Here is a 26,104-nt window from a genome sequence, read left to right as displayed (position 1 = left end):
TGAGCGGCATCTCAACCGTTTCACACCACACTCACGAATTCCGCCGCGTCGCATTCGCCGCAATCGCCGCAGCGGCGGTGCGGTTCTCCACGCCGAGCTTGGCGTAGATCTGCTCGAGATGCTTGTCGACCGTGCGCGGGCTGAGGCCCAGGATTTGCGCGATGTCGCGGTTGGTCTTGCCCTTGCTGAGCCAGGCCAGCACCTCGCCTTCGCGGGTGGTGAGGCCGAGCTCGCTGGTGAATTCCGGCGGCAGCGCGGTGCCGGAGTCCCTGGAGAGCCGCAGCAGAAACTCGTTCGGCGCCGTTTCGCCCATGTAATAGAGCCGCAGTTGCGGGTTGTCGGGCAGCGAGGTCGCCTGAGACTTCGAGCTGCCCTTGGCCTTGGCCTGCTCCAGCCATTGCAGCAATGACGGCGACAGCACGAAGTCCTCGGCCTGCGTGCCCTGATGGTCGGACATCAGCTTCTGCGCCTGCGGCGTCGCCCACAGCACGTTGCCCTGGTGGTTGACCGCGAACAGGAAACGGCCGGAGACGTCGAGCGCGGCGCGCGCGCTCTGTGTCAGCCGGGCATTGCCGAGATGGACGCGGATGCGCGCCAGCATCTCCTCGATCACGATCGGCTTGGTCACGTAGTCGCCGCCGCCCGCCTCGAGCCCGCGCACGATATGCTCGGTTTCGGCGAGCCCCGTCATGAAGATGACCGGGACATTGGCAAGATCCGCATCGCGCTTGAGGCGGCGGCAGGTCTCGAAGCCGTCGATACCGGGCATCACGGCGTCCAACAGCACGATGTCGGGCGTGATCTGGTCGACGATGCGCATCGCGGCTGCGCCGTCGAGCGCCACCATCACCGTCATGCCGGCGCCGTCGAGCGCGTCGGTCAGCAGCCGCAGCGTCTCCGGAGAGTCATCGACAACGAGCGCGACGTCGCGCTTCTTCGACTCAATGTTCATGCGCATGCAACGTCTTCAATGTGGCCATGTACTGGTCGATATCAAAGCGGTCGACCAGCGACCGCATCTGCGCGACGAAATCGGCATGCTCCGGATGCTCGCTGCCGATCTCGTCCAGTTTCAACTGGATACCCCTGACATATCCGATCTGGCCGAGCCCGATCAGCGCCTCGATGTGCCGCGCCGGCGGCCTCGATCCGCTCTCGGGACGCCAGAACGACACCGCGACCTCGTCCGGGCCGTATTGCCATTCGATCCTGAGGAGCTGACGGATCGTCTCCAGCAGCCGCGGGATGTCGATCGGCTTCATCAGGTAGCCGTCGTGGAACGGTTGTGCCAGCGGCGTGCCGTGCGCTTCGAGCGCGCTCGCCGACACCATCAGGATGCGCGCCTGGTGATGGCCGCTCGCGCGCAAGGCTTCCGCCACGGCCCAGCCGTCCATGGTGGGCATCGAGATGTCGAGCAGGAACAGATCGGGCCGGCAGTGCTGCGCCAGCGCAAGGCAGCCGGGACCGTCGGGGGCGCTGAGCAGGATGAAGCCGAGCGGCGTCAGCACCTCGCGCAGCAGGTCGCGATGCACGGGGTCGTCATCGGTGATGAGGATGGTCTTGCGCGCGCCGTGATAGCCGGAGACCGGGGCTTCCACCGGCGCGATGCGCTGCGGATTGGTGACCTCCGAGAGCAGGATCTTGACCTTGAACGTCGAGCCGGTGCCGACGGTGCTCGTGACCTTGATATCGCCGCCCATCACGCCCGCGAGCAGGCGGCTGATGGTGAGGCCGAGCCCGGTGCCGGTCTGCGGCTGCGAGGCGCCGAGCGCACCGCGCTCGAACGGCGCGAAGATGCGCTCGAGATCGTCGCCCTGGATGCCTGGCCCGGTGTCGATCACCTCGAACTCGGCGACGGGGCTGCGATAGTGCACGACGAACTGCACGCTGCCGGTCTGGGTGAACTTGATCGCGTTGGAGAGCAGGTTGATCAGCACCTGGCGCAGCCGCTTCTCGTCGGCATAGACCACGACCGGCAGATGTGCCGGTCGTCGGAACACGAAATCGATGCCCTTGGCGGCGGCCTGAAGACGGAACATGCCGACCAGCTGGTCGAGGAATTCGCTTAAGCGCACCTCGTCGCGCGACAGATACAATCGCCCCGCCTCGATCTTGGAGATGTCCAGAATGCCGTCGATCAGGCCGGAGAGATGGTCGGCGCTGCGGCGCACGACACGAACCTGGTCGCGCGGCTTGGTGCTGAGCGTCGTATCCTGCTCCAGAAGCTGGGCATAGCCGCTGATCGCGTTCAGCGGCGAGCGCAGCTCGTGGCTCAGGCCCACCACGTAGCGGCTCTTGGCGAGGTTGGCGGATTCGGCGACTTCCTTGGCGCGCTGGAGCTCGGCATCGGTGCGCTTGTGGGCGTCGATCTCTTGGATCAGCAGCGCGGTCTGGCGCCGCGTCTCGGCTTCGGCCGCGCGGCGGCTCTGCTGCGCCAGCACGAATAGCCAGGCCACCACGCCGATGATGATGCTGAGCGAAAAGAACACCTTCCACAGCAGGTCGGAGACGAGCACGTTCTCGCCATGTACGCTTGCCGAGGTCTGCAGATAGATGAGTCCGAGCACCAGGGCGACCAGGCCGGCGGAGACCACGAACACGCCGATATAATGGCCGAGCTGCGAGTTGATCCGGGCGTAGATCGGCTGCGGCATCAGCTTGCCCAGCGTCTCCGACACCTGCGCCTGGATCCGCGCATGCGGCTTGCAGAGGTCGTGGCAGCGCGCGTCCAGCGAACAGCACAAGGAGCAGATCGGCCCGGCGTAAGCGGGGCAGGAGGCCATGTCCTCCGGCTCGAACGAGTGCTCGCAGATGCAGCACTGGATCGCCTCGATGTTCTGCCAGCTCCGCTTCGGCTTGCGTGCGATGTAGTACTTGCCGTCGGTGGCCCAGGCAATCAACGGCGCGGCGATGAAGGCCACCGCGAGCGCGATGAAGGCCGACAGCGCCTTCGCGGTGGGCCCGAACAGGCCGTAGAAGGCGCTGATGGAGACGATGGTCGCGATCGTCATCGCGCCCACGCCGACCGGATTGATGTCGTAGAGATGCGCCCGCTTGAACTCGATCTGCTGGGGTCGCAACCCAAGCGGCTTGTTGACCACGAGATCTGCGACCAGCGCGCCGACCCAGGCGATCGCGACATTCGAATAAAGCGCCAGCGTCTGCTCCAGGGCCTTGTAGACGCCGATCTCCATCAGCAGCAGCGCCACGATGACGTTGAAGACCAGCCAGACGACGCGGCCGGGATGGCTGTGGGTCAGGCGCGAAAAGAAGTTCGACCAGGCGATCGAGCCGGCATAGGCGTTGGTGACGTTGATCTTGACCTGCGACAGGATCACGAACGTGCCGGTCAGTGCCAGCGCGAGGTCCGGCTGCGACAGCACATAGCGGAACGCTTCGAGATACATGTGCGCCGGCTCGGCGGCCTCCTCGGGCGGCACACCATGACTGAGCGCGAAGAAGGCGAGGAAGGAGCCGGCCAGGAGCTTCAGCGCACCCAGCACGATCCAGCCCGGCCCGGCGCTCATCAGCGCCATCCACCAGGAGGCCCTGGAGGCCCGGCGGTCGCGCGGCAGGAAGCGCAGGAAGTCGACCTGCTCGCCGATCTGCGCCACCAGCGAAAACACCACCGAGGCCGCGACGCCGAACAGCAATAGATCGAACTGGCCGTTGAGATCGCCGTGCTCGCCGGCAAATTTGCGCCATTCCGTGAAGGAGTGCGGGTTGTGCCAGGCGATCGCCGCAAATGGAATGATGTGGAGCACGATCCACAGCGGTTGCGTCCAGAGCTGGAAACGGCTGATCAGGGTGATGCCGTAGGCCACCAGCGGGATGATGACGACGGCGCTGATGAGATAGCCGACCGGCCGCGGAATCCCGAAGCACATCTCGAGAGCGGAGGCGAGAATTACGGCTTCGATCGCAAAGAAGATGAAGGTGAAGGACGCGTAGATCAGCGAGGTGACGGTCGAACCGATGTAGCCGAAGCCGGCACCGCGGGTGAGCAGGTCGATGTCGATGCCGCATTTGGCGGCATAATAGGCGATCGGCACGCCGCAGCAGAAGATGATGATCGAGACCACGAGGATGGCGGCGGTCGCATTGGTGACGCCATAGTTCAGGGTGATGGTGCCGCCAATCGCCTCCATCGCCAGGAACGAGATCGCGCCCAGCGCGGTGTTGGCGACCCGGGCGGCGGACCAGCGGCGCGCGCCCTTGGCGGTGAAACGCAGCGCGTAGTCCTCCAGCGTCTGGTTGGCGACCCACTGGTTGTACTGGCGCCTGACGCGGTCGATTCGCTGCCGCCCTGCCACTAACCCAACTCCCGATACGGACCCGGACCCCTCGCAAATTCCGTACCAAAAGCCTACGTCGGCATTTTGCGGTGCAATATACGCGATCTTGCGTATGCTTCCGCTGCACAAATCCGAGCCATCCTCACGGCGCCAATCGCGTGTTCTCGAACAAAAGTGGGGTGCTCATGTCGGACGAAGAAAACAAGGGCCTGTTGTCGCCGCTTCGGCGCAAACTATTGATGGGAATGGCCGCCGTGCCGGCCATCACCATGCTGCCGCGAGGGTCATTTGCGCAGACCCCGGCGACCTCCGCGGTCAACACTACGGGTCTTGCGGTCACCGACACCGAGGTGACGGTCGGTATCCTGCACTCGGCGACCGGCACCATGGCCATCTCCGAAACCGGCTCGATCCAGGCCGAAAAGCTCGCCATCGAGCAGATCAACGCCGCCGGCGGCGTGCTTGGGCGCAAGATCAAGTTCATCCAGGAGGACGGTGCCAGCGATTGGCCGACCTTTGCGGAAAAGGCCAAGAAGCTCTTGGTCAACGACAAGGTCGCGGCGATCATGGGCTGCTGGACCTCGGCCTCGCGCAAGGCGGTGCTGCCGGTCGTCGAGCAGTACAACGGCATGCTTTACTACCCGACCTTCTATGAAGGCCTCGAGCAGTCCAAGAACGTCATCTACACCGGGCAGGAGGCGACCCAGCAGATCCTCGCCGGCCTGAACTGGATCGCCAAGGAGAAGGGCGCGAAGTCGTTCTTCTTCATCGGCTCCGACTACATCTGGCCACGCACCTCCAACAAGATCGCGCGCAAGCATGTCGAGAACGTGCTGAAGGGCAAGGTCGTCGGCGAGGAGTATTACGCGCTCGGCTCGACGCAGTTCAACTCGGTCATCAACAAGATCAAGCTGACCAAGCCCGACGTCATCTTCACCGACGTCGTCGGCGGTTCCAACGTTGCGTTCTACAAGCAGCTCAAGGCGGCCGGCATTGACCTCTCCAAGCAGCCGCTGCTGACGATCTCGGTGACCGAAGACGAGATCGACGGCATCGGCGGCGAGAACATCGCGGGCGCCTATGCCTGCATGAAGTACTTCCAGTCGCTCGACAATGCCAACAACAAGGCCTTCGTATCGGCGTTCAAGAAGATGTGGGGCGAGAAGACGGTGATCGGAGACGTCACCCAGGCGGCCTACCTCGGCCCGTGGCTGTGGAAGCTGACGGTCGAGAAGGCCGGCTCCTTCGACGTCGACAAGATCGCGGCGGCGTCGCCGGGCGTCGAGTTCAAGGGCGCGCCGGAAGGCTATGTGCGCATCCACGAGAACCATCACCTCTGGTCGAAGACCCGCGTCGGCCGCGCCAAGCTCGATGGCCAGTTCGAGCTGATCTACGAGACCGCCGATCTCGTCGAGCCGGATCCGTTTCCCAAGGGCTACCAGTAAGAAGCGCTACCAGCGAGTCGCGGCGCCCATCGCACTTTCTCTCAAGGCAAACCGCTCCCTGGCGTGGACCCGCAAGTCCATGCCCAAGACCCCGCGTCGCGACCCTGCGTCGCGACGCGGGACCCTATTCCCCCGACGGAGGACATCGATGTTCGGCGACTACTCGCTTGGTGATCTCGGCTCCATCTTCGTCATGCAGGGTTTTGCAGGACTGATCCTGTTCTCGGTCTACGTACTGATGGCGCTCGGACTTGCCATCATCTTCGGCCAGATGGGCGTCATCAACATGGCCCATGGCGAGTTCATGATCCTCGGGGCCTACGTCACCTGGATGACCTCCAATCTCTTCCAGGTCTATTTGCCGAGCCTGTTCAGCGGCTACTTCTTCCTTGCCATGATATTGGCCTTTCTCGCATCCGGCGCGCTGGGCATGCTGGTGGAATGGGTGCTGATACGGCACCTCTACAAGCGTCCCCTTGATACGCTGCTCGCGACCTGGGGCCTCAGCCTGATGCTGCAGCAGGCCTATCGCTCCGTGTTCGGCGCACGCGAGGTCGGCGTCGAGCTGCCGCAATGGATGCTTGGCTCGCTGCACGTCACCGACAGCATCGAAGTGCCGATCAACGGCGTCTTCGTGATGTGCCTCACCGTGCTGATCACCATCGCCGTCGCCTATGTGCTCTACATGTCGCGCTGGGGCCGCCAGGTGCGCGCCGTTGTGCAGAACCGCATCATGGCCGGCGCCGTCGGCATCAACACCGAGAAGGTCGATCGCTACACGTTCGGCCTCGGTTGCGGCATCGCCGGCGTCGCCGGCAGCGCCTTCACCATGATCGGCTCGACCGGGCCGACCTCCGGACAGCTCTATATCGTGGATACGTTCCTGGTCGTGGTGTTCGGCGGCGCCGCCAGCCTGCTCGGGACCATCGCCTCCGCGTTCTCGATCTCGCAGACGCAGTCGACGCTCGAATTCTTCATGTCGGGGTCGATGGCCAAGGTGCTCACGCTGCTTGCCGTCGTCGGCATCCTGATGCTGCGACCGCAGGGTCTGTTCGCCCTCAAGGTCCGCAAATAACGAGAAGCAGGCAAGTCATGATCATCAACTCACGCTTCTTCAACCGATCCGAACTCATGGGCTTCATCGCGCTCGCCGCCGTGCTGCTCGTGATCCTGCCGCTGACGCTCGACGTGTTCCGCCTCAATCTGGTCGCGAAATATCTGACCTACGCCTTTGTCGCGCTCGGCCTCGTGCTGTGCTGGGGCTATGGCGGCATCTTGAGCCTGGGGCAGGGCGTGTTCTTCGGCCTCGGCGGCTATTGCATGGCGATGTTCCTCAAGCTCGAAGCCTCCAGCGTCGAGAACACCAAGATCCAGTCGACGCCCGGCATCCCCGATTTCATGGACTGGAATCAGATCACGGCGCTGCCGTTCTTCTGGCAGCCGTTTCACAGCCTCACCTTCACCATCCTCGCCATCATCCTGGTCCCCGGCATCTTCGCCCTGATCATCGGCACCGCGATGTTCAAGCGCCGCGTCGGCGGCACCTACTTTGCCATCATCACCCAGGCCGTCGCCGCCATCCTCACCATCCTGATCGTCGGCCAGCAGGGCTATACCGGCGGCATCAACGGCATGACCGATCTGCGCACGCTCAAGGGCTGGGACATCCGGCCCGACCACGCCAAGGTCATCCTGTACTTCGTCGAGGTGGTGCTGCTGTTCGCCTGCATCGGCATCGCGCAGTTCATCCGTCTGACCAAGCTCGGCCGCATCCTGGTGGCGATGCGCGAGCAGGAGGACCGCGTCCGCTTCTCCGGCTACAGCGTCGCCAACTTCAAGATCTTCGCCTTCTGCATGGCCGCGATCTTCGCCGCAATCGGCGGCGCCATGTTCGCGCTCAATGTCGGTTTCATGTCGCCGTCCTTCGTCGGCATCGTGCCGTCGATCGAGATGGTGATCTACACCGCGGTCGGCGGGCGGATGTCGATCTTCGGCGCGATCTGGGGCGCCATCCTGGTGAATTTCGCCAAGACCAGCCTGTCGGAATCCTTCCCGCAGCTCTGGCTGTTCGGTCTCGGCGCGCTGTTCATCGCGGTCGTGCTCGCTTTCCCGAACGGTCTGTCCGGGCTTTGGGCCGACTACGTGCAACCGCACATCGATCGGCTGTTCGCCTCGCGCAAGGCGAAGTCGGGCTGGAACGGCAATTCGGTCGCCGACGGCGCGCCGGCAGAGTGAGGAGACGATCATGCTTGTTGGTCATCAGCCCAAGGAATTCCTGCTCGCGGTTTCCGGCCTGACCGTCTCGTTCGACGGGTTCAAGGCGGTCAACGACCTCTCCTTCTACGTCGAGGAGAACGAGATTCGCGTCATCATCGGTCCCAACGGCGCCGGCAAGACCACGGTGCTCGACCTGATCTGCGGCAAGACCAAGGCGACCTCGGGCTCGATCCAGTTTCGTGGCAAGGAGCTCACGAAGATGAAGGAGAACGAGATCGTGCAGACCGGCGTCGGGCGCAAATTCCAGACGCCGTCGGTGTTCGAGGATCTCACCGTGTTCGAGAACCTCGAGATCTCGTTTCCGCGCGGCCGCACCGTGTTCGGCTCGCTGACCTTTCAACGCGACCAGCTGGTGAAGGACCGGGTCGAGGAGGTCGCGGAGATGATCTTCCTCAAGGACAAGCTCAACACCTATGCCGACGAGCTCAGCCACGGCCAGAAGCAGTGGCTCGAGATCGGCATGCTGCTGATCCAGGATCCGGACCTCCTGATGCTGGATGAGCCGGTCGCCGGCATGAGCGTATCCGAGCGCGCCAAGACGGCAGAGCTGCTCAACCGCATCATCAAGAACCGTTCGGTGCTGGTGATCGAGCACGACATGAAGTTCGTCGAGGACATCGCGCACAAGGTCACCGTGCTGCACCAGGGCCAGATCCTCTCGGAGGGGACGATGGAGAAGGTGAAGAACGACCCGAAGGTCGTCGAAGTGTACCTGGGGCACTGACGATGGTGAAACCCAACGAGTCCGCAGCACTGACGGTGCACCTCCCCCCTTGTGGGAGAGGTCGGATCGCATCGTCAGATGCGATCGGGGTGAGGGGTGTCTCTCCGCGAGCCAAACTGCCTCTCGCATGCGCAGATGCCGACCCCTCGTCCGTCGCGGACTTCGTCCGCGCCACCTTCTCCCACAAGGGGAGAAGGAAAGAGACACACCGAGCCTGGGAGTAATCGATGCTGGCTATTTCAGATCTCCACGTTGCCTACGGCCAGAGCGAGGTGCTGCACGGGCTCAACGTCAAGGTCGCGCCGAACGAGATCGTGGCGATCATGGGCCGCAACGGCATGGGCAAGACCACGCTGATGAAGTCGCTGATGGGCATCCTGCCGGCTAGAAGCGGCTCGGTAACCATGGACGGCGCCGAGCTCGGCGGCCTCAAGAGCTACGAGCGTGTCGCCAAGGGGCTCGCTTACGTGCCGCAGGGCCGCATGATCTTCTCGACTATGACGGTGAAGGAGAACATCGAGACCGGTCTCGTGGTCGCAGGCGAATCCGAGGTGCCTGGCGACATCTACGAATTGTTTCCGGTGCTGCTGGAAATGAAGGGCCGCCGCGGCGGCAATCTGTCCGGCGGCCAGCAGCAGCAGCTCGCCATTGCGCGCGCGCTCGCGACCAAGCCGAAGGTCTTGCTGCTGGACGAGCCGACCGAAGGCATTCAGCCCTCCATCATCAAGGAGATGGCGCGCACCCTCAAGCGCATCCGCGACGAGAAGGGGCTCTCGATCGTCGTCTCCGAGCAGGTCCTGAGCTTCGCGCTCGACATCGCCGACCGCGTGTTGGTGATCGAGAACGGCGAGATCGTGCGCGACGATCCGCGCGACGCCGTCGATGCCGCGCAGGTTTCGAAATATCTGTCCGTCTAACCAACTGTGTAAAAGGGGAGCATCTCGATGCCAGAGACACTGATCAAGGTCGATCTCACCAAGTCGGCCTATGAAAATGACATGGTGCATAACCGCTGGCACCCCGACATCCCGATCGTGGCCTGGGTCAATCCCGGCGACGATTTCATCATCGAGACCTATGACTGGACCGGCGGCTTCATCAAGAACAACGATTCCGCCGACGACGTGCGCGACATCGATCTGTCGATCGTGCACTTCCTGTCCGGCCCGATCGGCGTCAAGGGCGCCGAGCCCGGCGATCTCCTCGTCGTCGACCTGCTCGACGTCGGCCCGCTCAAGGAGAGCCTGTGGGGCTTCAACGGCTTCTTCTCCAAGCAGAACGGCGGCGGCTTCCTCACCGACCACTTTCCGCTGGCGCAGAAGTCGATCTGGGACATCAAGGGTCTCTACACTTCGTCGCGTCACGTGCCCGGCGTCAACTTCGCCGGTCTCATCCATCCCGGCCTGATCGGCTGCCTGCCCGATCCGAAGATGCTGGAGACCTGGAACAAGCGCGAGGCCGAGCTGATCTCGACCAATCCGACCCGCGTGCCCGGCCTTGCCAACCCGCCGTTCGCGGCAACCGCCCATGGCGGCCGCGCCAAGGGCGACATCAAGGCCAAGATCGGCGCCGAAGGCGCGCGCACCGTGCCGCCGCGCGAGCATGGCGGCAATTGCGACATCAAGGATCTCTCGCGCGGCTCGAAGATCTACTTCCCGGTCTACGTGCCCGGCGCGGGTCTCTCGATGGGCGACCTGCATTTCAGCCAGGGCGATGGCGAGATCACCTTCTGCGGCGCGATCGAAATGGCCGGCTGGCTGCACCTGAAGGTGGAAGTGATCAAGGACGGCATGTCGAAATATGGCATCAAGAATCCGATCTTCAAGCCGTCGCCGATCACGCCGAACTACAAGGACTATCTGATCTTCGAAGGCATCTCGGTGGACGAGGCCGGCAAGCAGCACTATCTCGACGTTCACATCGCCTATCGCCAGGCCTGTCTCAACGCCATCGAGTATCTCAAGAAGTTCGGCTACTCCGGCGCCCAGGCCTATTCGATCCTCGGCACCGCGCCGTGCCAGGGCCACATCTCCGGCGTGGTCGACGTGCCCAACGCCTGCGCCACCCTATGGCTGCCGACCGAGATCTTCGATTTCGACGTGATGCCGTCGGCGGCAGGTCCGATCAAGCACATCACCGACGATATCCAGATGCCGATCTCGCCGGACAAGTGATCCCTGCGCGCCATCCCCGTCATCCTGAGGTGCTCGCCTTGCAAGGCAAGGCGAGCCTCGAAGGACGACGGATTGAAGAACACGAAGGACCACAAAATGCCGGTCTACGAATATCTCTGTGACGATTGCGGTCCCTTCAAGGACCTGCGCCCGATGGCGGAATGCGACGATCCGCAGAACTGCCCGCACTGCGCGACGCTGGCGCCGCGGGTGATCCTGACCGCACCGAATTTCTTCTGCATGCCGGCGGACAAGCGTAAGGCCCACGCCGTCAACGAACGCAGCACTCACGCGCCGCAGACGCTGGCGCAATACAAGGCTTCGCACGGCCCGGGCTGCGGCTGCTGTTCCTCCGGCAAGACCGTCAAGGACAAGAGCTCGACGGACAGGGAAAAGCCGGCGCGGTTGATGACCAAGTCCAAGAGCGGCGCCAAGGGTTTTCCGACCGCGCGGCCCTGGATGATCAGCCATTAACGCTACACGCCACATCAGACAAATAACGTACAGGAGCGCTCAGCATGCTTCACGGTGATATCTCCAGCAGCAATGACACGGTCGGCGTCGCTGTGGTCAATTACAAGATGCCCCGCCTGCACACAAAGGCCGAGGTGCTCGACAATGCCCGCAAGATCGCCGACATGATCGTCGGCATGAAGGTCGGCCTGCCCGGCATGGACCTCGTGATCTTCCCGGAATATTCCACGCAGGGCATCATGTACGACTCCAAGGAGATGTACGAGACGGCCTCAATGGTGCCGGGCGAGGAGACCGCGATCTTCGCCGAGGCCTGCCGCAAGGCCAAGGTGTGGGGCGTGTTCTCACTCACCGGCGAACGCCACGAGGAGCATCCGCACAAGGCGCCCTATAACACCCTGATCCTGATGAACGACAAGGGCGAGATCGTGCAGAAATATCGCAAGATCATGCCCTGGGTGCCGATCGAGGGCTGGTATCCCGGCAACTGCACCTATGTCTCAGAGGGTCCGAAGGGCCTCAAGGTCAGCCTGATCATCTGCGACGATGGCAACTATCCGGAGATCTGGCGCGACTGCGCCATGAAGGGGGCCGAGCTGATCGTACGCTGCCAGGGCTACATGTACCCGGCCAAGGAGCAGCAGGTCATGATCTCCAAGGCCATGGCGTGGGCCAACAACGTCTATGTCGCGGTCGCCAATGCCGCCGGCTTCGACGGCGTCTATTCGTATTTCGGTCACTCCGCGATCATCGGCTTCGACGGCCGCACCCTCGGCGAATGCGGCGAGGAGGATTACGGCATCCAGTACGCGCAGCTGTCGAAGCATCTGATCCGGGATGCGCGCCGCAACGGACAGTCGCAGAATCATCTCTACAAGCTGGTCCATCGCGGCTACACCGGCATGATCAATTCCGGCGACAGCCCGCGCGGCGTCGCGGCGTGCCCGTATGATTTCTACAGGAACTGGATCAAAGATCCCGAAGGGACGCGGGACATGGTCGAGGCGATGACCCGCTCGACGCCGGGGACCGAGGAATGCCCGATCGACGGCATCCCGAATGGGTCGGCGGCCAGCAACTATTGAGCCCTCGCCGGCACGGCGAGTTGGACGGTCAGTCAGCGATGTGAATGGCCATCCATGACGGCGGTCGCTCTGACGCATCCGCCGATGCGCGGAATGGGAATGGCGCTCGGCAAAACCGTGGCGCGGTTGCAACATGATGGCGGGATTCGGCCTCGGTTGTGTGCCAAACGGGCGCATTCCGGCCGCGCCGTAGTTTTACGGGGCCCCCCGATGGCCTAAGTTCCCGCTGCAATGGCGGGGGGGCGTGGCGTGAGGGACGAGGGGCTATCGTGGCGGCAGCGTCGACTGCGCCGTTGCGTCGCTGCGTCTCTCGCCAGCGTATCGCTGGTCTTCTTTGGCCTCAGCCTTCTCACGACGCCGGTCAACGCGCTGTGCGCACCCGATCCGGCCACCAGCGGCCAGACTGTCACCTGCGGCGGCACGGACGCCGACGGCTTTCAGGCCGGTGTCGGCGTCGACAGCCTCAATGTCAACGTGCTCTCGGGCGCGACCGTGAACGACAACGGCGGGCTTTCGATCGGCGTCAATGATTCTAACGGGGTCATCAACAACGGGACTTTGTCGGCAGGCTCCGGCCTGACCGGGATCGGAGCCGGAAATTCGAACGTCGTGACCAACAACGGCACCATCACGGCGCTCGACAACGGTCTCGGAATCCACGCGATCGATCACAACATCATCGCCAATGCCGGAACGATCGCGACCGGCAATAGCGGCGTCGCGATCTCGATTGGCGACAACAACACCGTCACCAACAGCGGCGCGCTGTCGGCCGGCGCGTCGGGCACAGGCATCTTCGCGGGCCAGAACAATACCATCACCAACGCCGCGCCGGGCACGATCACGGTCGGACAGAACGCCGCCGGCATCTATATGCAGGGCAACTTCCAGACCGTCAGCAATTTTGGCGCGATCGCGACCGACGATCTGGGCGTCGGCATTGCCGTGCAGGGGGACGATTCCAAGATCACCAACGGCGGCACGATCATGGTAGGGGGCAACAGCTCGGCGGGCATTTTCGTGCAGGGTGATCGGGCCACGATCGCCAACAGCGGGCGGATCACCGCCGGTGATTTCGCCGAAGGCATCGTCGCGGTTGGTATTTCCAACACAGTTACCAACAGCGGCAGCATCACCGTCGGCGCTTCCGGCGTCGGCATCGACGTGGTTGCTTTCAGTTCGACCAACAAGGTCATCAATACCGGCATCGTCACCGTCGGCGCCAGCAGTGTCGGCATCAGAGTGGACGGCGGGGGGAGCGTCTTCAATTCGGGAACGATCAACGCCAGTGCGTCCGGTGCCGTCGCGATCGACTTCTGCGCCTGCGGCCCCAATACGCTCACCCTCGGCCCCGGCAGCGTCATCACCGGCCAAGTGCTCGGCGCCGGCACCGACACATTCCAGCTCGGCGGCACCGGCAAGGATACGTTCAATCTCGGCCTGATCGGCGGCGGTCTCCAGTATGTCGGCTTTTCGACCTTCAACAAGGGCGACAGCTCGACCTGGACCGTGACCGGCACAGGCAATCAAGACTGGAGCGTGCTCGGCGGCACGCTCATGCTCGCCGGCACCATCAACGGCACCATGATCGTTGCGAGCAGCGGCACGTTCGGTGGCGTCGGCACGGTCGGCACCACCGCGGTGAACGGCGGTACGCTGGCGCCGGGCCATCCGACCGGCACGCTGACCGTGTCCGGTGATCTCGCCTTCACGTCGGCGTCGAACTACAAGGTCCAAATCTCGGGCGCCAGCAACGGCCTCGCGGTCGTGACAGGAACGGCGACGCTCGGCAGTGCCACGGTCGTCGTCGTCCCGACCGGCTCGGGCGCGAAGCACTACACGATCCTGACGGCGACGACGCTCCCCGACACGTTCAATCCGGTCGTCGCCGGGCTCTCGTCGAACCTGAAGGCTGTGCTGAGCTACGATCCGAACAACGTCTTTCTCGATCTTTCGCTGAGCTACGGTTCCGGCCTCAACGTCAACCAGCAGAGCGTTGCCAACGCGCTGGCGCGCTATTTCGACCGCACCGGCAGCCTTCCCCTGGCGCTCGCCAATCTCTCGCCGGCCGGTCTCACGCAGGCCTCCGGTGAATCGGGCACGGGATCGCAGCAGACCACCTTCAACGCGATGAGCCTGTTCCTCGGCCTGCTGACCGATGTGTTCGGCTCAGGGCGCAGTGGCGCGCCTGGAACGACCCCGTTTGGCGATGAGGCGAGTGCGAACGCTTATGCGGCGACCGGCAGGAGTGCACATGACGGAAGCGCGCGCGGCGCCTTTGCCGCGATCGACCGCAGGGCGCCAGCTGCGACGTTCGAGCAGCGCTGGGACGTGTGGGCGGCCGGCTATGGCGGCTCGCAGGCCACCGATGGCAACGCCGGCCTCGGCTCGAACACCACCACCAGCAGCGTCTATGGCACCGCCGTAGGCCTCGACTACCGCTTCTCGCCGTCGACGGTTGCGGGCTTCGCCCTCTCGGGCGGCGGGACCGGGTTCAACGTCAGCGGGCTCGGTTGGGGGCGCTCTGATCTGTTCCAGGCCGGCGCCTTCGTGCGCCATACGGCCGGACCGGCTTACGTCACGGCGGCGCTCGCTTATGGCTGGCAGGACGTCACGACCAACCGCGTCGTGACCGCTGCCGGCTATGACCAGTTGCGCGCGCAGTTCAACACCAACGCGATCTCGGGCCGCATCGAGGGCGGCTATCGCTATGCCATGCAATGGGCCGGCGTCACGCCTTACGCCGCGCTCCAGGCCACCCTGTTCAGCCTTCCCTCCTATGCAGAGTCCGCCGTGGTCGGCAGCAATGTCTTCGCGCTCAGCTATGCCGCCAAGGACGTGACCAGCACCCGCTCCGAGCTCGGCCTGCGCGCGGACCGGTCCTTTGCCGCGGCCAGCGGCCTGATGACCCTGCGCGGCCGGCTCGCCTGGGCGCATGATTACAATCCGGACCGCACGGTCGGCGCGGTGTTCCAGACGCTGCCGGGATCGGCCTTCGTCGTGAACGGTGCCGTGCAGGCGCGCGATGCGGCGCTGACCACGGCCTCGGCGCAGATGAACTGGATGAACGGCTGGTCAGCGTCGGCGACCTTTGAGGGGGAGTTCTCGAACGTCACCCGCTCCTACGCCGGCAAGGGGCTCGTGCGCTACGCGTGGTAAGACCTCGTCGCTAAAGCATGATCCGGAAAAGTGCGAAGCGGTTTTCCGGAATGATCATGCGAAAGCAACAACCTAAAGAGCGATGACGATTCATCTAAATCTTATCGCGCTTTAGATGAGGCGGCCGTCAATCCTTCAGCGAAGGTGAGAAAAGATCGCTACTGCTTCTTCTGCGGTGGCTTGCTCGGCGGACGCGGCCGTGGGGGCGCGGCCGGTGCGGGCGTTCCGCTCATCTTGTTGGCGGCCTCGCTGACGTCGAGCAGCGAGCGACGGATGTCCTCGATATAGCTCGCCGACTTCGTCTTCATGGTGTCGGCAAGCTCATGCAGTCCCTTGATCTTCTCGAACAGCTCGTCGGCCTTGCCGTTGACAAAGCCGGGCACCACGCCCTCGATCTTCGTGACCGCCTTGTCGAAGCCCGCGAAGGCGCTGTCGACCTTGGCCATGACGGAATCGATCTCGCCGCCCTTGCTCCGGAGATCGGCAGTGTAATCTTCGAACGTGCGCAGGCCGTCCTTGATGGCGGGGGCGTTGCTGACGATCGTGCGGTCGACGCTGTGCAGGGTCTCGACGATGGATTCGGCGTCGCTGAGATCGGCGGTCAATACGGGGACGCCGTCCGAGTCCAGCGGCACCGGTGGCGCGGTGGGAGCGCCTCCGATCAGCGAGATCGCGGCAACGCCGGTGAGGCCCTGGAACTCGATGCCCGCCACGGTGTCCTTGCGGATCGGTGCGGTGTTGTCGAGCATCACCAGCGCCACGATCCGGCGCGGACTGTCCAGCTTGATCGACAGGATCTGGCCGGCGGGCACGCCATCGAAATTGACCGGGCCGCCGCGACGCAGGCCGCTGGCGGAGCCGCCCTCGAACACCACGCGCAACTGGCTGCGGCTCTGGATGGTGCGCCATTTCTGCACGCCGAGCAGGCCGCCGAACGCCACGGCGATCACCGCCAGCGTCACCGTGCCGATTACAAGATTGCTCGCGCGTGCCATGCAGGAAGATTTTACGGCCAAAGCGGCGAAGTTGGAAGGAGCCCGGATGGCGCTTCGGTCGCAATATTAGGGCGGGCGGGTTAACGACTTGTCCGCCGTAGGGATTGGCGGATTACAATCTGCCCTATGACATCCTCAATGTCCGGCCGCTCGCTTTGCCGCAGCATTGTTCAGCACGATCAGGGCATCGACGGCGACACCTGTCCTGGCATTGATCAGGAACGGGTTGATGTCGATCGAGGCGATCCGGTCGCCGGCATCGGCGATCAAATTGGACAGGCCGACCAGCGCCCTCACTGCGGATGCTTCGTGCAGGGCCGGCTTGCCGCGATAGCCGCGCATCTTGATTCCGGCCTTGGTGCGGCCGATCAGAAGCCGCGCCTCGGCCTCGTCCAGCGGCGCGCCGGCGAGCGCGACGTCCTTCATCAACTCGATGTCGATGCCACCGGTGCCGAACAGCACGACAGGCCCCATCTCGGCATCGAGCGAAGCACCGACCACGAGCTCGAGCTCGGCCTTGACCTGTTGTGCGATCAGAATGCCGTCGAGCTTGGGCTTGCCTTTCAACTTGCCCACCCGGGCAGTGATGTCGGCGAAAGCCTTCTTCACCTCAGCGGCGCTCTTCAGGTTCAGCACCACGCCGCCGATGTCGGATTTGTGCAGGATCTCGGCGCTGACGACCTTCGCCACCACCGGAAAACCGATCTGCTTGGCGATCTTCGCCGCCTCCGCGGCCGTCCGCGCGATCGCTTCCTTCGAGATCGGGATGCCATAGGCCTTCAACAGCTTCTTCGAGGCCACCTCGTCGAGTGCGGCGCTGTTCGCAGACTTCAGCGCCTTCTCCAGCACGGCGCGCGCGGCGGGCTTCGAGCTTGAGACGATGTCGGGCACTTCTTTCCGCAGCTTGGCGTAGGCGAGCAGCGACTTGATCGCGGCCACCGCCCGGTCCATGCCCTGCATGACCGCAAGATGCGGCAGCGATTTGCGCAAGGATTTGGTGAATTCAGTGAAGCCGATCGACATCGCGCTGATATAGATCACGGGCTTTGAGGCCTTGCCCGCCATCTCGTTGACGATGCGCAGGTTACGTTCGCGCAGCTCGTGCGGGGTCTTCGGCAGTTCGGCATCGATGATGACGATGTCGATGTCGGGGTCGTCGATCATCAGCTTGATCGACTTCATGTAGACGGAGGGATCGACCACCGCGGCAAAGCCGGCGTCGAGCGGATTGCCGACGATCGAGCCCGGTCCGAGCATCTTCGCCAGCTCCGAGCTGACATGCGGACTCAGCGGCGCGAAATTCAGGCCTTCCGCGTAGAAGGCGTCGATCAGCATGCCGCGCTTGCCGCCCGACAGCGTAACCGCCGCGAGCCGGTCGCCCTTGGGCGCGGCCGCGTGGACGAAGCATTCGGTAGTCTCGATCAGCTCGTCGAGGCCGCCGACCCGGATCACGCCCTCGCGCGTTGCAATGGCGTCGAACGTCTCGATCGAGCCCGCGAGCGCCCCGGTGTGAGCCATCGCCGCGGCGCGGCCGCCCTCGGATGCGCCGAGCTTGAGTGCGATCACAGGCTTTCCGGCGGCGCGCGCGGCCTTGCAGGCATCGCGGAACGCCTTGGTGTTGCGGACGCCTTCGAGATAGACGACGATCACCTTGACGCTCGGATCCTCGGCGAAATAGCGCATCAGGTCCGGCGTCTCGAGTCCGGCCTCGTTGCCGGTCGTCACCATGTAGCCGACACCGACGCCCCGATCCTCCAGCGCCTGGCGGATCGCCATGACGATGGCGCCGGATTGCCCGGCGATCGCCACCGCGCCCTGTTCCATGGTCACGACACGGTCGTCGATGTTGGTGAAGAGCTTTTCGCCGGCACTTAAGTTGCCGAGGCAGTTCGGCCCCGTGACCGCAAGCCCTGTCTCGCGCACGGCCGCCTGCAATTCGGCGGCGAGCCTTTGGCTTTCCTCATCCTGCAGCTCGCTGAAGCCCGACGTGACGATGGTGGCCGACCGCGCGCCCGCCGCTGCGGCGTCGCGGATCACCTGCACCGCAAAGCGCGCGGGCACCAGCACCAGAACGTGATCGGGTTTCTCCGGGAGGCTGGCAAAGTCCTTGTAGCAGGGGACGCCCCAGATGGCCTCGCGCTTGGCGTTGACCGGATAGAGGCCGCCCTCGAAGCCGTACTTGACCAGATTGTTCCAGATGCGCTCGGCATAATTGCCGGGTTTGTCGGTTGCGCCCACCAGCACGATGTTGTGCGGGTGCAGCATGGCATGGACACGCTTGACGATGTCGCTGGCATCACGCGGCGGAGACCATGGACGGGACGCGGACGCAGCAGACACATGGGCTTCCATGGCGTGACCTCACCTGTTGTTCTTGTTTGGTGGCGCGTCACTCTGTTCTATGGCGAGTCTTTCGAAGTGGCAACCGCGTGCGTGGTATGCCGTGTGGTGGAATGAAGTGTGCATCGGTGCGTGTCGGCCCGGTGGGCGACCTACTAGTCGGTGCCGATCAATGTCGCGTGCAGGATGTAGCGCTCGGGTCCGGGAGTGACGGCATCGAATGGCCAGCAGGTCGCGAGAACGAGCTCGAAATCTCGTGCCGTGGCGTCGATCCCCGATGCATCGAAACGAACCACGGCCGAGGAATCCGCGCGATAGCGAAAATGTCGGCCGTCACTTCGTGTGATGTCGATGACGTCGCCGATGGCGACATTCTGCAGGAAGCGGAAATGCGTATCGCGATGCGCGGCATAGACGGCTATCCCGCGTTCGCCTGCATCGGCCGTGTGCTGGATGTGGCCGGGTCCGAAAGCAAGCGCCTGTCCGCTCGCGCCTTCCAGCACGATGGCGCTGGCGCCGATCCGCTTGACCTCGATCCGCGCAACCGGCCAGGTGTCGGCCCAGGACCACGGCTTGACCGGTTGGCCCGTCGCAATGCTTCGGTCGAACGCCTGCTCCAGCAGCACCTGCGTCAGCCAGGCCTTGGCGTGGATGTAGGCGCCGTCGCCGAACAAGAGGAAGCCGACAAGCGCGAGAGCCAGAGGAGAGACGAGGCGGGGCATTGCAATGACCTTGAAAAAAGGCGCGCGCGGCCGTTTTTGCGGGACGGGCAGCCGCGCGCGCTAACAGAGGAGTTGGGGGGCTCCTCTCTCAAGCGGCGTCAGTGAGCAAAGGCTGACGCCGGTTGAACACGAACAGGATCAGGGCGAGCGCGATAAGGACCAGGCCCGCCATCATCCTCAGCTCGGCCGAGGTCGCCGTCTTGGGCAGACGGATCGCATCGGCTGCAGCGGGCGTCGGCCGTCGCGTCGCCGGCTCGTTGCGCGCGTCGGCATGGCGTTCGCGCAGCTGTGTCGGCGTCAGATGCGGCCGTTCGCCGAACACCTTCTCGAAATCCCAGCCGGCCGGCAGGTTGATCGGCAATTCGCTGAGCTTGAGCGGCGCGCCTTCGGGGCGGCTCGGCGTCTTGTCGACCGCCACGAGGCTGGTCAGGCGCGTGACGATCTGATGCTCAAGCGCCAGCGCCAGGATCGCCTTGTCGGCCTCCTCGGGCGCGAGCTCCCGCATGGCACGCGCCACTTCGGCGTCACCGATCTTGCGCTTGGCCCAGAGCTTCGACAGGCCCTTGCCCTCGGCGGTCCTTTGCAGCGGCAGCGTCACCGACCATGGACGGTCGCCGACGCGTCCTTTGATCTCGAGCGAGCCTGCGAGCTGGTCGAGCCTTGCCACAAGCACCAGCGGCTCGTCGCGATAGACGTCGGGGATGATCGCTGGGGTGACGTCAGCCTTGGCTTCGGAGAACTTCGCGGTGAGGCCGGTCACGGCCGGGTTTTCGAGCTTGGCGAACAAGCCGCGCATGCGCTCCTCCACCTGCTCGACGGAGCCGATATGGGTGAAGGCTCCACGGCCGAGCTCGGCGGCGCGTGTCATCAGATAGGTGTTGGGCGCCGATCCGATGCCGACCATGAAAATGCGCGAGCGGCCGCGCATCGCCGTGATGGTTTCGAACAATTGCTGCTCGTTGCCGATTGCGCCATCGGTCAGGAAGACGACCTGGCGAACCATGCCGCTCTCGCCGAGCTTGTCGGCCAGTGCGGCGCGCATCGCCGGCACCATCTCGGTGCCGCCGCGCGCCTGTAGCGCGCTCACGAAGGAGGTCGCCTCGCCGATATGCGCAGCATCTGCCGGCACGGCGGCGGGGAACAGCATGTCCATCGTGTCGTCGAAGCGAATGACATTGAAGCGATCGGCCGGCTGAAGCCGAGAGAGCGCGTAAGTGAGGCTCGCCTTGGCCTGGATCATCGACGTGCCGCCCATCGACCCCGAATTGTCGATCACGAACACCACCTCACGCGGCAGCGGCTTTTGCATCGCCTGCTCGGCGCTGGGCGGGGTGACGAACGCGAGAAGGTAGTCGGCATCGCCGACATGTTCGCGGAACAGGCCGACCGTTGGCGCCTTGTCGGCGGCGGGCTGCCAGGTCAGCTCGAAGTCGCGGTCGGCTGGGACAGCGCCGTCGGCGAGAGTGACGACGCGTGTCGCGCTGTCCGGACTCTCGATCTTGACCTTGTGATGGTGGCTCTTGACCTCGCCAAGCGCGAAGCCGGCCTTCAGGCGCACCGTGATGCTGGTCGGATTGATCGGGGCAGCCTTGGCAGGGTCCAGCACGGGCGGCGAGATGCGGTCACGGTCCGGCACCGGATCCGAGGTCGCCGCGCCCCAGCCCGATCCATCCTTGCGGAAATCGACGCTCTGGACGATCGGCACCGGGTTGTAGCGCGGTCCGACCACCAGCGGCAGGCGGAGCGAATATTCATTGCCGGATTGATGCACCGGCTCCTGATATTCGATCTGCACCAGCACGGTTTCGCCGGGACCGATATTGGCCACCGAATTGGTGAAGATATTCGGGCGTTCCTGCTCGGTGAGCGCGGCCTTCTGGCCGGCGCGGCGCGCCTCTTCGTAGATTATGCGCGCCTGCTGCCGCTCCTTGATGTCTCCGACGATGACGCGGTCGCCGACCACCATCTTCAGCGTATCGACCGCGCCGCCGGTCGCAAGCGGATAGACATAGGTTGCCTCGACCCAATCCTTGCTCGGATTGCGGAAGACCTGAGTGACCCGGGCGCGCAGCGTCGGGCCGGAGACCGTGATGTCGACGTCGATACCGAGGCGGATCGCCTCGATGACGGCGCCATCTTCCTTCAGAAGCAGCGTACCGGACCGGGCATCGCCGGGCTGGAGCAGACCGGCCTGCTCGGTCGTTGCCGACCAGCTCGTCCCGAAGCTGACGAGCAGGGCCACGAAGGCCATCAGCATCACCGCGATGCCCTGCGCGAGAAGAAACAATCCGAGCTTGATCAGCCGGCTCAACATGGGGTGCTCGTCGTTGTCGGCTGTGTCGTAGGTGTTCATTTGGCCAGCTCCCGGAGGGACGTTTGCTGGCTCTGAGCATTCGCCGGAAGGGGCTGATTTCGCGAGCAGAATGATCGGCAATGTTCCGCCACGGCTGGCCGGGCGCGCCGCAGCCGGGGCGGTCATGTGCGGTTTTGTGCTGGTTTGTCCGGCCTGCTAGAATGGGCGTGCCGGAGCAGGGCTAGCGATGCGGATGCAGGACAAACTGAACGACAAGCAGCTTTCGGACGAGCAGAGTCGCGAGATCGCCGAGACCATTCGCGAGGAGCTTGCGAGGCGCCGGATCTCCCGGCAGGCGCTGGCCGAGCAGGCCAAGATCAGCCTGTCGACACTGGAGAAAGTGCTCGGCGGGCGTCGGCCGTTCACGCTGGCGACGACGGTCCGGCTTGAGCAGGCGCTGGGCGTCTCCTTGCGCAAAACCCCCGTCGTGGCGGCGCCTCAGGCCGCCAACGATGTCGCTCCCGACAGTCTCGGCTCCTATGCGCATCGCGCCGTGACCTGGCTCGAGGACGTCTACATCACGTTGCGGCCGTCGTTCGGCGACAAGGACGCGATCTTCGCCTACCGCACCGAGATCGTTTGGGAGCCGAAGGTCTCCTCGCTGGTCTTCCGCGAGGGCGACCGGACCGATGCTGCCTACGAGCATACCGGCGAGGTCGCGGTGCCCCATCAGTCCGGCTTCATCTACCTCGTCATCATCAAGCACGGCCAGCATCGCGTCATCACGGTGTCGCGGCCGACGGTGTCCGGCGAGATGTACGGCATCATCTCGACACTGCGCGCTGGTCCCGGCTCGCAGCTCACGCCGATCGCGGCGCCGATCGCCTATGTGCCGCTCAGGAACGTCCCGCAGCCTTCGCTGGGACGGGTCGCGCCCGACGACGCCAATCATGCCCTGTATCGAAAGCACCTGCGCCGCACGGTAGAAGAGCCTTTTGCGCTGTTCTTGACGCTATAGCCTGCGACAGACAAGAGAATGGCGGCCTCTCGGCCGCCATTCGACATCTCGTCGCGCGGCTGGACGGCGCGTCAACCCCCGGTTTCGGCGCTGATGATATCGCCGAACAGCTCCCACTGGCCGCCCTTGAAGCGGATCATCTTGAGCTGCTCGATCGGCGCGAAGTCGTTGGCGCCGGTATTGATCTTGATGCCGGGGATCAGCGTATCGGGCGTGAAGTCCTTCAGGCTGGCGGCCTGCTTCATCACGTTCTCCCGCGTCAGATTGTCCCCGCACTGCTTCAGCGTCTGCACCATGGTCTGCGCTGCGGCATAGCCGTAGACGAGGTTGGTGTCGGAGACGTTGGCGCCCGGCATGTATTTGTCGACGAAGGCGAGAAACTTCTTCATGCCCTCGTCGTCCTTCCACTGCGGGTCGGATGCGTCCTTCAGATAGGTCGCCGACAGCACGCCTTCGGATGCATCGAGGCCTGCCGGCTTCATCACGGCGCCGATCGAGATCGATACGTCGGTCATGACATGCATCGGCTTCCATTCGAGCTCGGCGATCTTCTTGATCGCCTGGGCGGCGAATTTCGGCGTCGAGATGTTGACGAAGACATTGGCGCCGGTGCCCTTCAGCTTGACGATGTGCGAGTCGATCGACGGCTCGGTGGTCTCGTAGCTCTCTTCCGCGACGATCAGGGAAGAGGCCTTGTCGCCGAAGATCTCCTTGATGCCGGCGACGTAGTCTTTGCCGAAATCGTCATTGGCATAGAAGATCGCGACCTTGGCGTCGGGCTTGGCCTGCAGGATGTACTTCGCGAAGATCCGCGCCTCGACGCGGTAGCTCGGCTGGAAGCCCATGGTCCAGGGGAAGCCTTTCGGGTCGTTCCACTTGCTGGCGCCGGTGGCGAGGAAGAGCTGCGGCACCTTCTTCGAATTGTGATATTTCTGCACGGCGGTCTGGGTCGGGGTGCCCAGCGCGTTGAAGACCAGGAACACTTCGTCGCTCTCGATCAGCTTGCGGACCTGCTCCACGGTCTTGGGCGGCGAATAGCCGTCGTCGTAGGAGATCCAGTTGATCTTGCGGCCGTTGATGCCGCCCTGGTCGTTGATCATCTTGAAATAGGCCTCCTCGGTCTTGCCGATGATGCCGTAGGCGGAAGCGGGGCCGGAATAGGCCTCGACATTGCCGATCTTGATCTCGGTGTCGCTGGCCCCGGTGTCGTATTTCTTCTGCGCAGAGGCGCCTTGGACGGAGAGCAAGGTCAGGGCCGCCGCGGCGGCGAGCAGAACGAGTTTCTTGTTCTTCATGGAAATTCCTTGGGTTTTCTTCTGGGTTGGGCAGGCACTTCAAAAAGAAAGGCGCCCGCGAGGGGCGCTCTGGTCAGGCATTGGCAACTTTCTTGTCGACCTCGGAAGCGATCGAGAAATCCTTCCGCAGCGTCGGCTTGTGGATCTTGCCGGTGGCGTTGCGCGGCAGCGCGTCGACGAAGCGGATCTGGCGCGGGCATTTGAAGCGCGCCAGATTGGCCGAGCAATGTGCAAAGACATCGGCCTCGGTCAGCTTCTGGCCCGGCTTGACCGCAAGGATGGCAAGGCCGACCTCGCCCCATTGCGGATCGGGAATGCCGATCACGGCGGCTTCCGCGACGGCCGCGAGCTGGTGCAGGACGTTCTCCACCTCGGCCGGATAGACGTTCTCGCCGCCGGAAATGTACATGTCCTTCCAGCGATCGACGATGTAGTAAAAGCCTTCCTCGTCGACGCGCGTGGCGTCGCCCGTATGCAGCCAGCCGTCGGTGAAGGAGGTCTTGTTTGCCTCCGGCCTGTTCCAATAGCCCGGCGTGATGTTGGGTCCCTTGACCCAGAGCTCGCCAAGCTCGCCGACATCGGCATCGCTGCCGTCGGGGCGCACGATGCGCACTTCGGTATGCAGCACCGGCTTGCCGGCGGAGCCGGCCTTGCGCGCTGCATCCTCGCGATCGAGCACCAGCACGGCCGGCGAGGTCTCCGTCATGCCGTAACCCTGCTGCAGCGCGACGCCGCGCGCCTCCCAGACCTTCAGCAGCGGGACCGGCATCGGAGCGCCGCCGACCCCGCCGACGATCAGCCGGCTGAGATCCGTCGTCGCGAAGGCGGGGTGTTGCGCCATGAACTGGTAGATCGCCGGCACCCCGAAGAACACGTTGATGCCCTGCGCGGGATCGTTGATCAGGCCGAGCGCGGTGCCGGGATCGAAGGCGCGCATGATCATCACGGTGCCGCCGGCATGCAGCACCGGATTGGTGTAGCAGTTGAGCCCGCCGGTATGGAACAGCGGCAGCACGGTGAGCAGGACCGAGGAGGGCCCGATGCAGGCGGGGCCGCCGAGATTGACGCAATTCCAGAACGTCATGCCATGGGTGATGGTCGCGCCCTTGGGATGGCCCGTCGTGCCTGACGTGTACATGATGGTCGAGACGTCATCGAGCGTGACCTGCTCGGCGCGCGCCAGCGGTCTTGCGCCGGCGATGCCGGCCTCATAGGACCCGCCGGGTCCAAGCAGCAGGCTGGTTGCGATGCCGCAGAGCTTAGCGACGCTCAGCGCGGTTTCCGCCAGGTCGGCGTCGTGGATCATCACCTTGGGCGCGCAATCGGCGGTGATGAACTGAAGCTCGGGTACGGCGAGGCGGGGGTTCAGCGGCACGAAGATGGCGCCCAGCCGGCCGCAGGCGAACTGCACCTCCAGCGTATCGGTCGTGTTCAGCGCCAGCACCGCGACACGGTCGCCGCGTGAGACATTCAGCGTGTGACGCAGGAAGGAGGCGAGGCGCGAGACGCGGGCGTCGAGCTGCGAATAGGTCAGGCGTCGCTCGCTTGCGAGGTCGATCAGCGCGATCTTGTTCGGCGTACGTCGGCCATGATGGACGATCCAGTCGTAGTAGCGAACGGCCAAAAATTCCTCCCTCGGCGGTCTTGTGCCGCCCGCTGTCTTGCTGCTCGCGCACTATGCCCGGCGTGGCCCTGGGGGCCCGCCGGAGTCTGTGCAGCAACGTTTTTTTTCGTCAGAGTTGGCCTGCGAGCGGTGAAAATCGTCTTGCGTTGAGTTGCTAGCTTGCTGCGTCGGCCGGATCGTCCGC

Annotated in this window: 18 protein-coding genes; 10 read left to right on the top strand and 8 right to left on the bottom strand. The window is 64.2% G+C overall.

What is annotated here, in order from left to right; all coding sequences use genetic code 11:
- Positions 1-31: 31 nt before the first annotated feature.
- Positions 32-958, bottom strand: coding sequence for a response regulator (locus X268_RS31105; protein WP_164938025.1), 927 nt, complete (start codon positions 956-958; stop codon positions 32-34).
- Positions 942-4,313 carry a hybrid sensor histidine kinase/response regulator gene (locus X268_RS31100; RefSeq protein ID WP_128928478.1) on the bottom strand — a complete coding sequence of 1,124 codons (3,372 nt, stop codon included), beginning with the start codon at positions 4,311-4,313 and terminating at the stop codon, positions 942-944. Before X268_RS31100 ends, X268_RS31105 begins: the two co-directional genes overlap by 17 nt.
- A 167-nt stretch (positions 4,314-4,480) precedes the next feature.
- On the opposite strand from X268_RS31100, the gene urtA reads away from it, so the two are divergent.
- The 9 genes from urtA (at position 4,481) to X268_RS31055 (ending at position 15,633) form a co-directional block, all read left to right on the top strand.
- Positions 4,481-5,740 carry an urea ABC transporter substrate-binding protein gene (gene urtA, locus X268_RS31095; RefSeq protein ID WP_128928477.1) on the top strand — a complete coding sequence of 420 codons (1,260 nt, stop codon included), beginning with the start codon at positions 4,481-4,483 and terminating at the stop codon, positions 5,738-5,740.
- A gap of 148 nt (positions 5,741-5,888) precedes the next feature.
- Positions 5,889-6,815, top strand: a complete 927-nt coding sequence (gene urtB, locus X268_RS31090) for an urea ABC transporter permease subunit UrtB (RefSeq protein ID WP_128928476.1) — start codon at positions 5,889-5,891, stop codon at positions 6,813-6,815.
- 17 nt (positions 6,816-6,832) lie between these two features.
- Positions 6,833-7,975, top strand: coding sequence for an urea ABC transporter permease subunit UrtC (urtC, locus tag X268_RS31085; protein WP_164938024.1), 1,143 nt, complete (start codon positions 6,833-6,835; stop codon positions 7,973-7,975).
- Positions 7,976-7,985: 10 nt separating this feature from the next.
- Positions 7,986-8,741, top strand: a complete 756-nt coding sequence (gene urtD / locus X268_RS31080; protein ID WP_128928475.1) for an urea ABC transporter ATP-binding protein UrtD — start codon at positions 7,986-7,988, stop codon at positions 8,739-8,741.
- A gap of 227 nt (positions 8,742-8,968) precedes the next feature.
- On the top strand, positions 8,969-9,658 hold the full coding sequence (gene urtE / locus X268_RS31075) for an urea ABC transporter ATP-binding subunit UrtE (protein ID WP_128928474.1): 690 nt from the start codon (positions 8,969-8,971) through the stop codon (positions 9,656-9,658).
- Positions 9,659-9,685: 27 nt separating this feature from the next.
- Positions 9,686-10,915: a formamidase gene (gene fmdA / locus X268_RS31070; protein WP_128928473.1), complete on the top strand. Its 1,230-nt coding sequence runs from the start codon at positions 9,686-9,688 to the stop codon at positions 10,913-10,915.
- Between the two features lie 96 nt (positions 10,916-11,011).
- The gene (locus X268_RS31065; RefSeq protein WP_128929446.1) at positions 11,012-11,389 is read left to right on the top strand and encodes an FmdB family zinc ribbon protein; all 378 of its coding nucleotides are present in this window, start codon (positions 11,012-11,014) and stop codon (positions 11,387-11,389) included.
- Positions 11,390-11,433: 44 nt separating this feature from the next.
- Positions 11,434-12,474 (top strand): aliphatic amidase, encoded by a 1,041-nt coding sequence (locus X268_RS31060; protein ID WP_128928472.1) that lies wholly within the window; start codon positions 11,434-11,436, stop codon positions 12,472-12,474.
- A 249-nt stretch (positions 12,475-12,723) separates the two neighbouring features.
- On the top strand, positions 12,724-15,633 hold the full coding sequence (locus X268_RS31055) for an autotransporter outer membrane beta-barrel domain-containing protein (protein ID WP_128928471.1): 2,910 nt from the start codon (positions 12,724-12,726) through the stop codon (positions 15,631-15,633).
- A 158-nt stretch (positions 15,634-15,791) separates the two neighbouring features.
- On the opposite strand, the gene X268_RS31050 is transcribed toward X268_RS31055, so the two are convergent.
- The 4 genes from X268_RS31050 to X268_RS31035 form a co-directional block, all read right to left on the bottom strand.
- On the bottom strand, positions 15,792-16,628 hold the full coding sequence (locus tag X268_RS31050; protein ID WP_128928470.1) for an MlaD family protein: 837 nt from the start codon (positions 16,626-16,628) through the stop codon (positions 15,792-15,794).
- Positions 16,629-16,763: 135 nt separating this feature from the next.
- On the bottom strand, positions 16,764-18,980 hold the full coding sequence (locus X268_RS31045) for an acetate--CoA ligase family protein (protein WP_128928469.1): 2,217 nt from the start codon (positions 18,978-18,980) through the stop codon (positions 16,764-16,766).
- Positions 18,981-19,123: 143 nt separating this feature from the next.
- Complete coding sequence (locus X268_RS31040) at positions 19,124-19,690, bottom strand: class GN sortase (protein WP_128928468.1); 567 nt, start codon at positions 19,688-19,690, stop codon at positions 19,124-19,126.
- Positions 19,691-19,778: 88 nt separating this feature from the next.
- The gene (locus tag X268_RS31035) at positions 19,779-22,043 is read right to left on the bottom strand and encodes a marine proteobacterial sortase target protein (RefSeq protein ID WP_128928467.1); all 2,265 of its coding nucleotides are present in this window, start codon (positions 22,041-22,043) and stop codon (positions 19,779-19,781) included.
- Between the two features lie 187 nt (positions 22,044-22,230).
- Between X268_RS31035 and X268_RS31030 the strand changes: the two genes are divergently transcribed.
- A complete protein-coding gene (locus X268_RS31030; RefSeq protein ID WP_128928466.1) occupies positions 22,231-23,001 on the top strand; it encodes a helix-turn-helix transcriptional regulator in 771 nt (256 codons plus the stop codon).
- A 71-nt stretch (positions 23,002-23,072) separates the two neighbouring features.
- Here the strand turns inward: X268_RS31030 and X268_RS31025 are convergent, their stop codons facing one another.
- Positions 23,073-24,296 carry an ABC transporter substrate-binding protein gene (locus tag X268_RS31025; protein WP_128928465.1) on the bottom strand — a complete coding sequence of 408 codons (1,224 nt, stop codon included), beginning with the start codon at positions 24,294-24,296 and terminating at the stop codon, positions 23,073-23,075.
- Between the two features lie 73 nt (positions 24,297-24,369).
- Positions 24,370-25,920, bottom strand: coding sequence for an acyl-CoA synthetase (locus X268_RS31020; protein WP_128928464.1), 1,551 nt, complete (start codon positions 25,918-25,920; stop codon positions 24,370-24,372).
- Positions 25,921-26,104 lie beyond the last annotated feature (184 nt).

The sequence above is a fragment of the Bradyrhizobium guangxiense genome (assembly GCF_004114915.1).
Taxonomy (GTDB): Bacteria; Pseudomonadota; Alphaproteobacteria; order Rhizobiales; family Xanthobacteraceae; genus Bradyrhizobium; species Bradyrhizobium guangxiense.
The sequence above is the reverse complement of the archived record's forward strand: the minus strand, read 5'-3'. Positions and strand labels throughout refer to the sequence as shown.

Bases quoted from the DNA above. Each gene is read 5' to 3' on its own strand.
- X268_RS31105 (WP_164938025.1), bottom strand. From the start codon at position 958: ATGCGCATGAACATTGAGTCGAAGAAGCGCGACGTCGCGCTCGTTGTC.
- X268_RS31030 (WP_128928466.1), top strand. From the start codon at position 22,231: ATGCGGATGCAGGACAAACTGAACGACAAGCAGCTTTCGGACGAGCAG.
- urtE (WP_128928474.1), top strand. From the start codon at position 8,969: ATGCTGGCTATTTCAGATCTCCACGTTGCCTACGGCCAGAGCGAGGTG.
- X268_RS31040 (WP_128928468.1), bottom strand. From the start codon at position 19,690: ATGCCCCGCCTCGTCTCTCCTCTGGCTCTCGCGCTTGTCGGCTTCCTC.
- X268_RS31035 (WP_128928467.1), bottom strand. From the start codon at position 22,043: ATGAACACCTACGACACAGCCGACAACGACGAGCACCCCATGTTGAGC.
- X268_RS31065 (WP_128929446.1), top strand. From the start codon at position 11,012: ATGCCGGTCTACGAATATCTCTGTGACGATTGCGGTCCCTTCAAGGAC.
- X268_RS31050 (WP_128928470.1), bottom strand. From the start codon at position 16,628: ATGGCACGCGCGAGCAATCTTGTAATCGGCACGGTGACGCTGGCGGTG.
- X268_RS31025 (WP_128928465.1), bottom strand. From the start codon at position 24,296: ATGAAGAACAAGAAACTCGTTCTGCTCGCCGCCGCGGCGGCCCTGACC.
- X268_RS31045 (WP_128928469.1), bottom strand. From the start codon at position 18,980: ATGGAAGCCCATGTGTCTGCTGCGTCCGCGTCCCGTCCATGGTCTCCG.
- urtD (WP_128928475.1), top strand. From the start codon at position 7,986: ATGCTTGTTGGTCATCAGCCCAAGGAATTCCTGCTCGCGGTTTCCGGC.
- urtA (WP_128928477.1), top strand. From the start codon at position 4,481: ATGTCGGACGAAGAAAACAAGGGCCTGTTGTCGCCGCTTCGGCGCAAA.
- fmdA (WP_128928473.1), top strand. From the start codon at position 9,686: ATGCCAGAGACACTGATCAAGGTCGATCTCACCAAGTCGGCCTATGAA.
- X268_RS31060 (WP_128928472.1), top strand. From the start codon at position 11,434: ATGCTTCACGGTGATATCTCCAGCAGCAATGACACGGTCGGCGTCGCT.
- urtC (WP_164938024.1), top strand. From the start codon at position 6,833: ATGATCATCAACTCACGCTTCTTCAACCGATCCGAACTCATGGGCTTC.
- urtB (WP_128928476.1), top strand. From the start codon at position 5,889: ATGTTCGGCGACTACTCGCTTGGTGATCTCGGCTCCATCTTCGTCATG.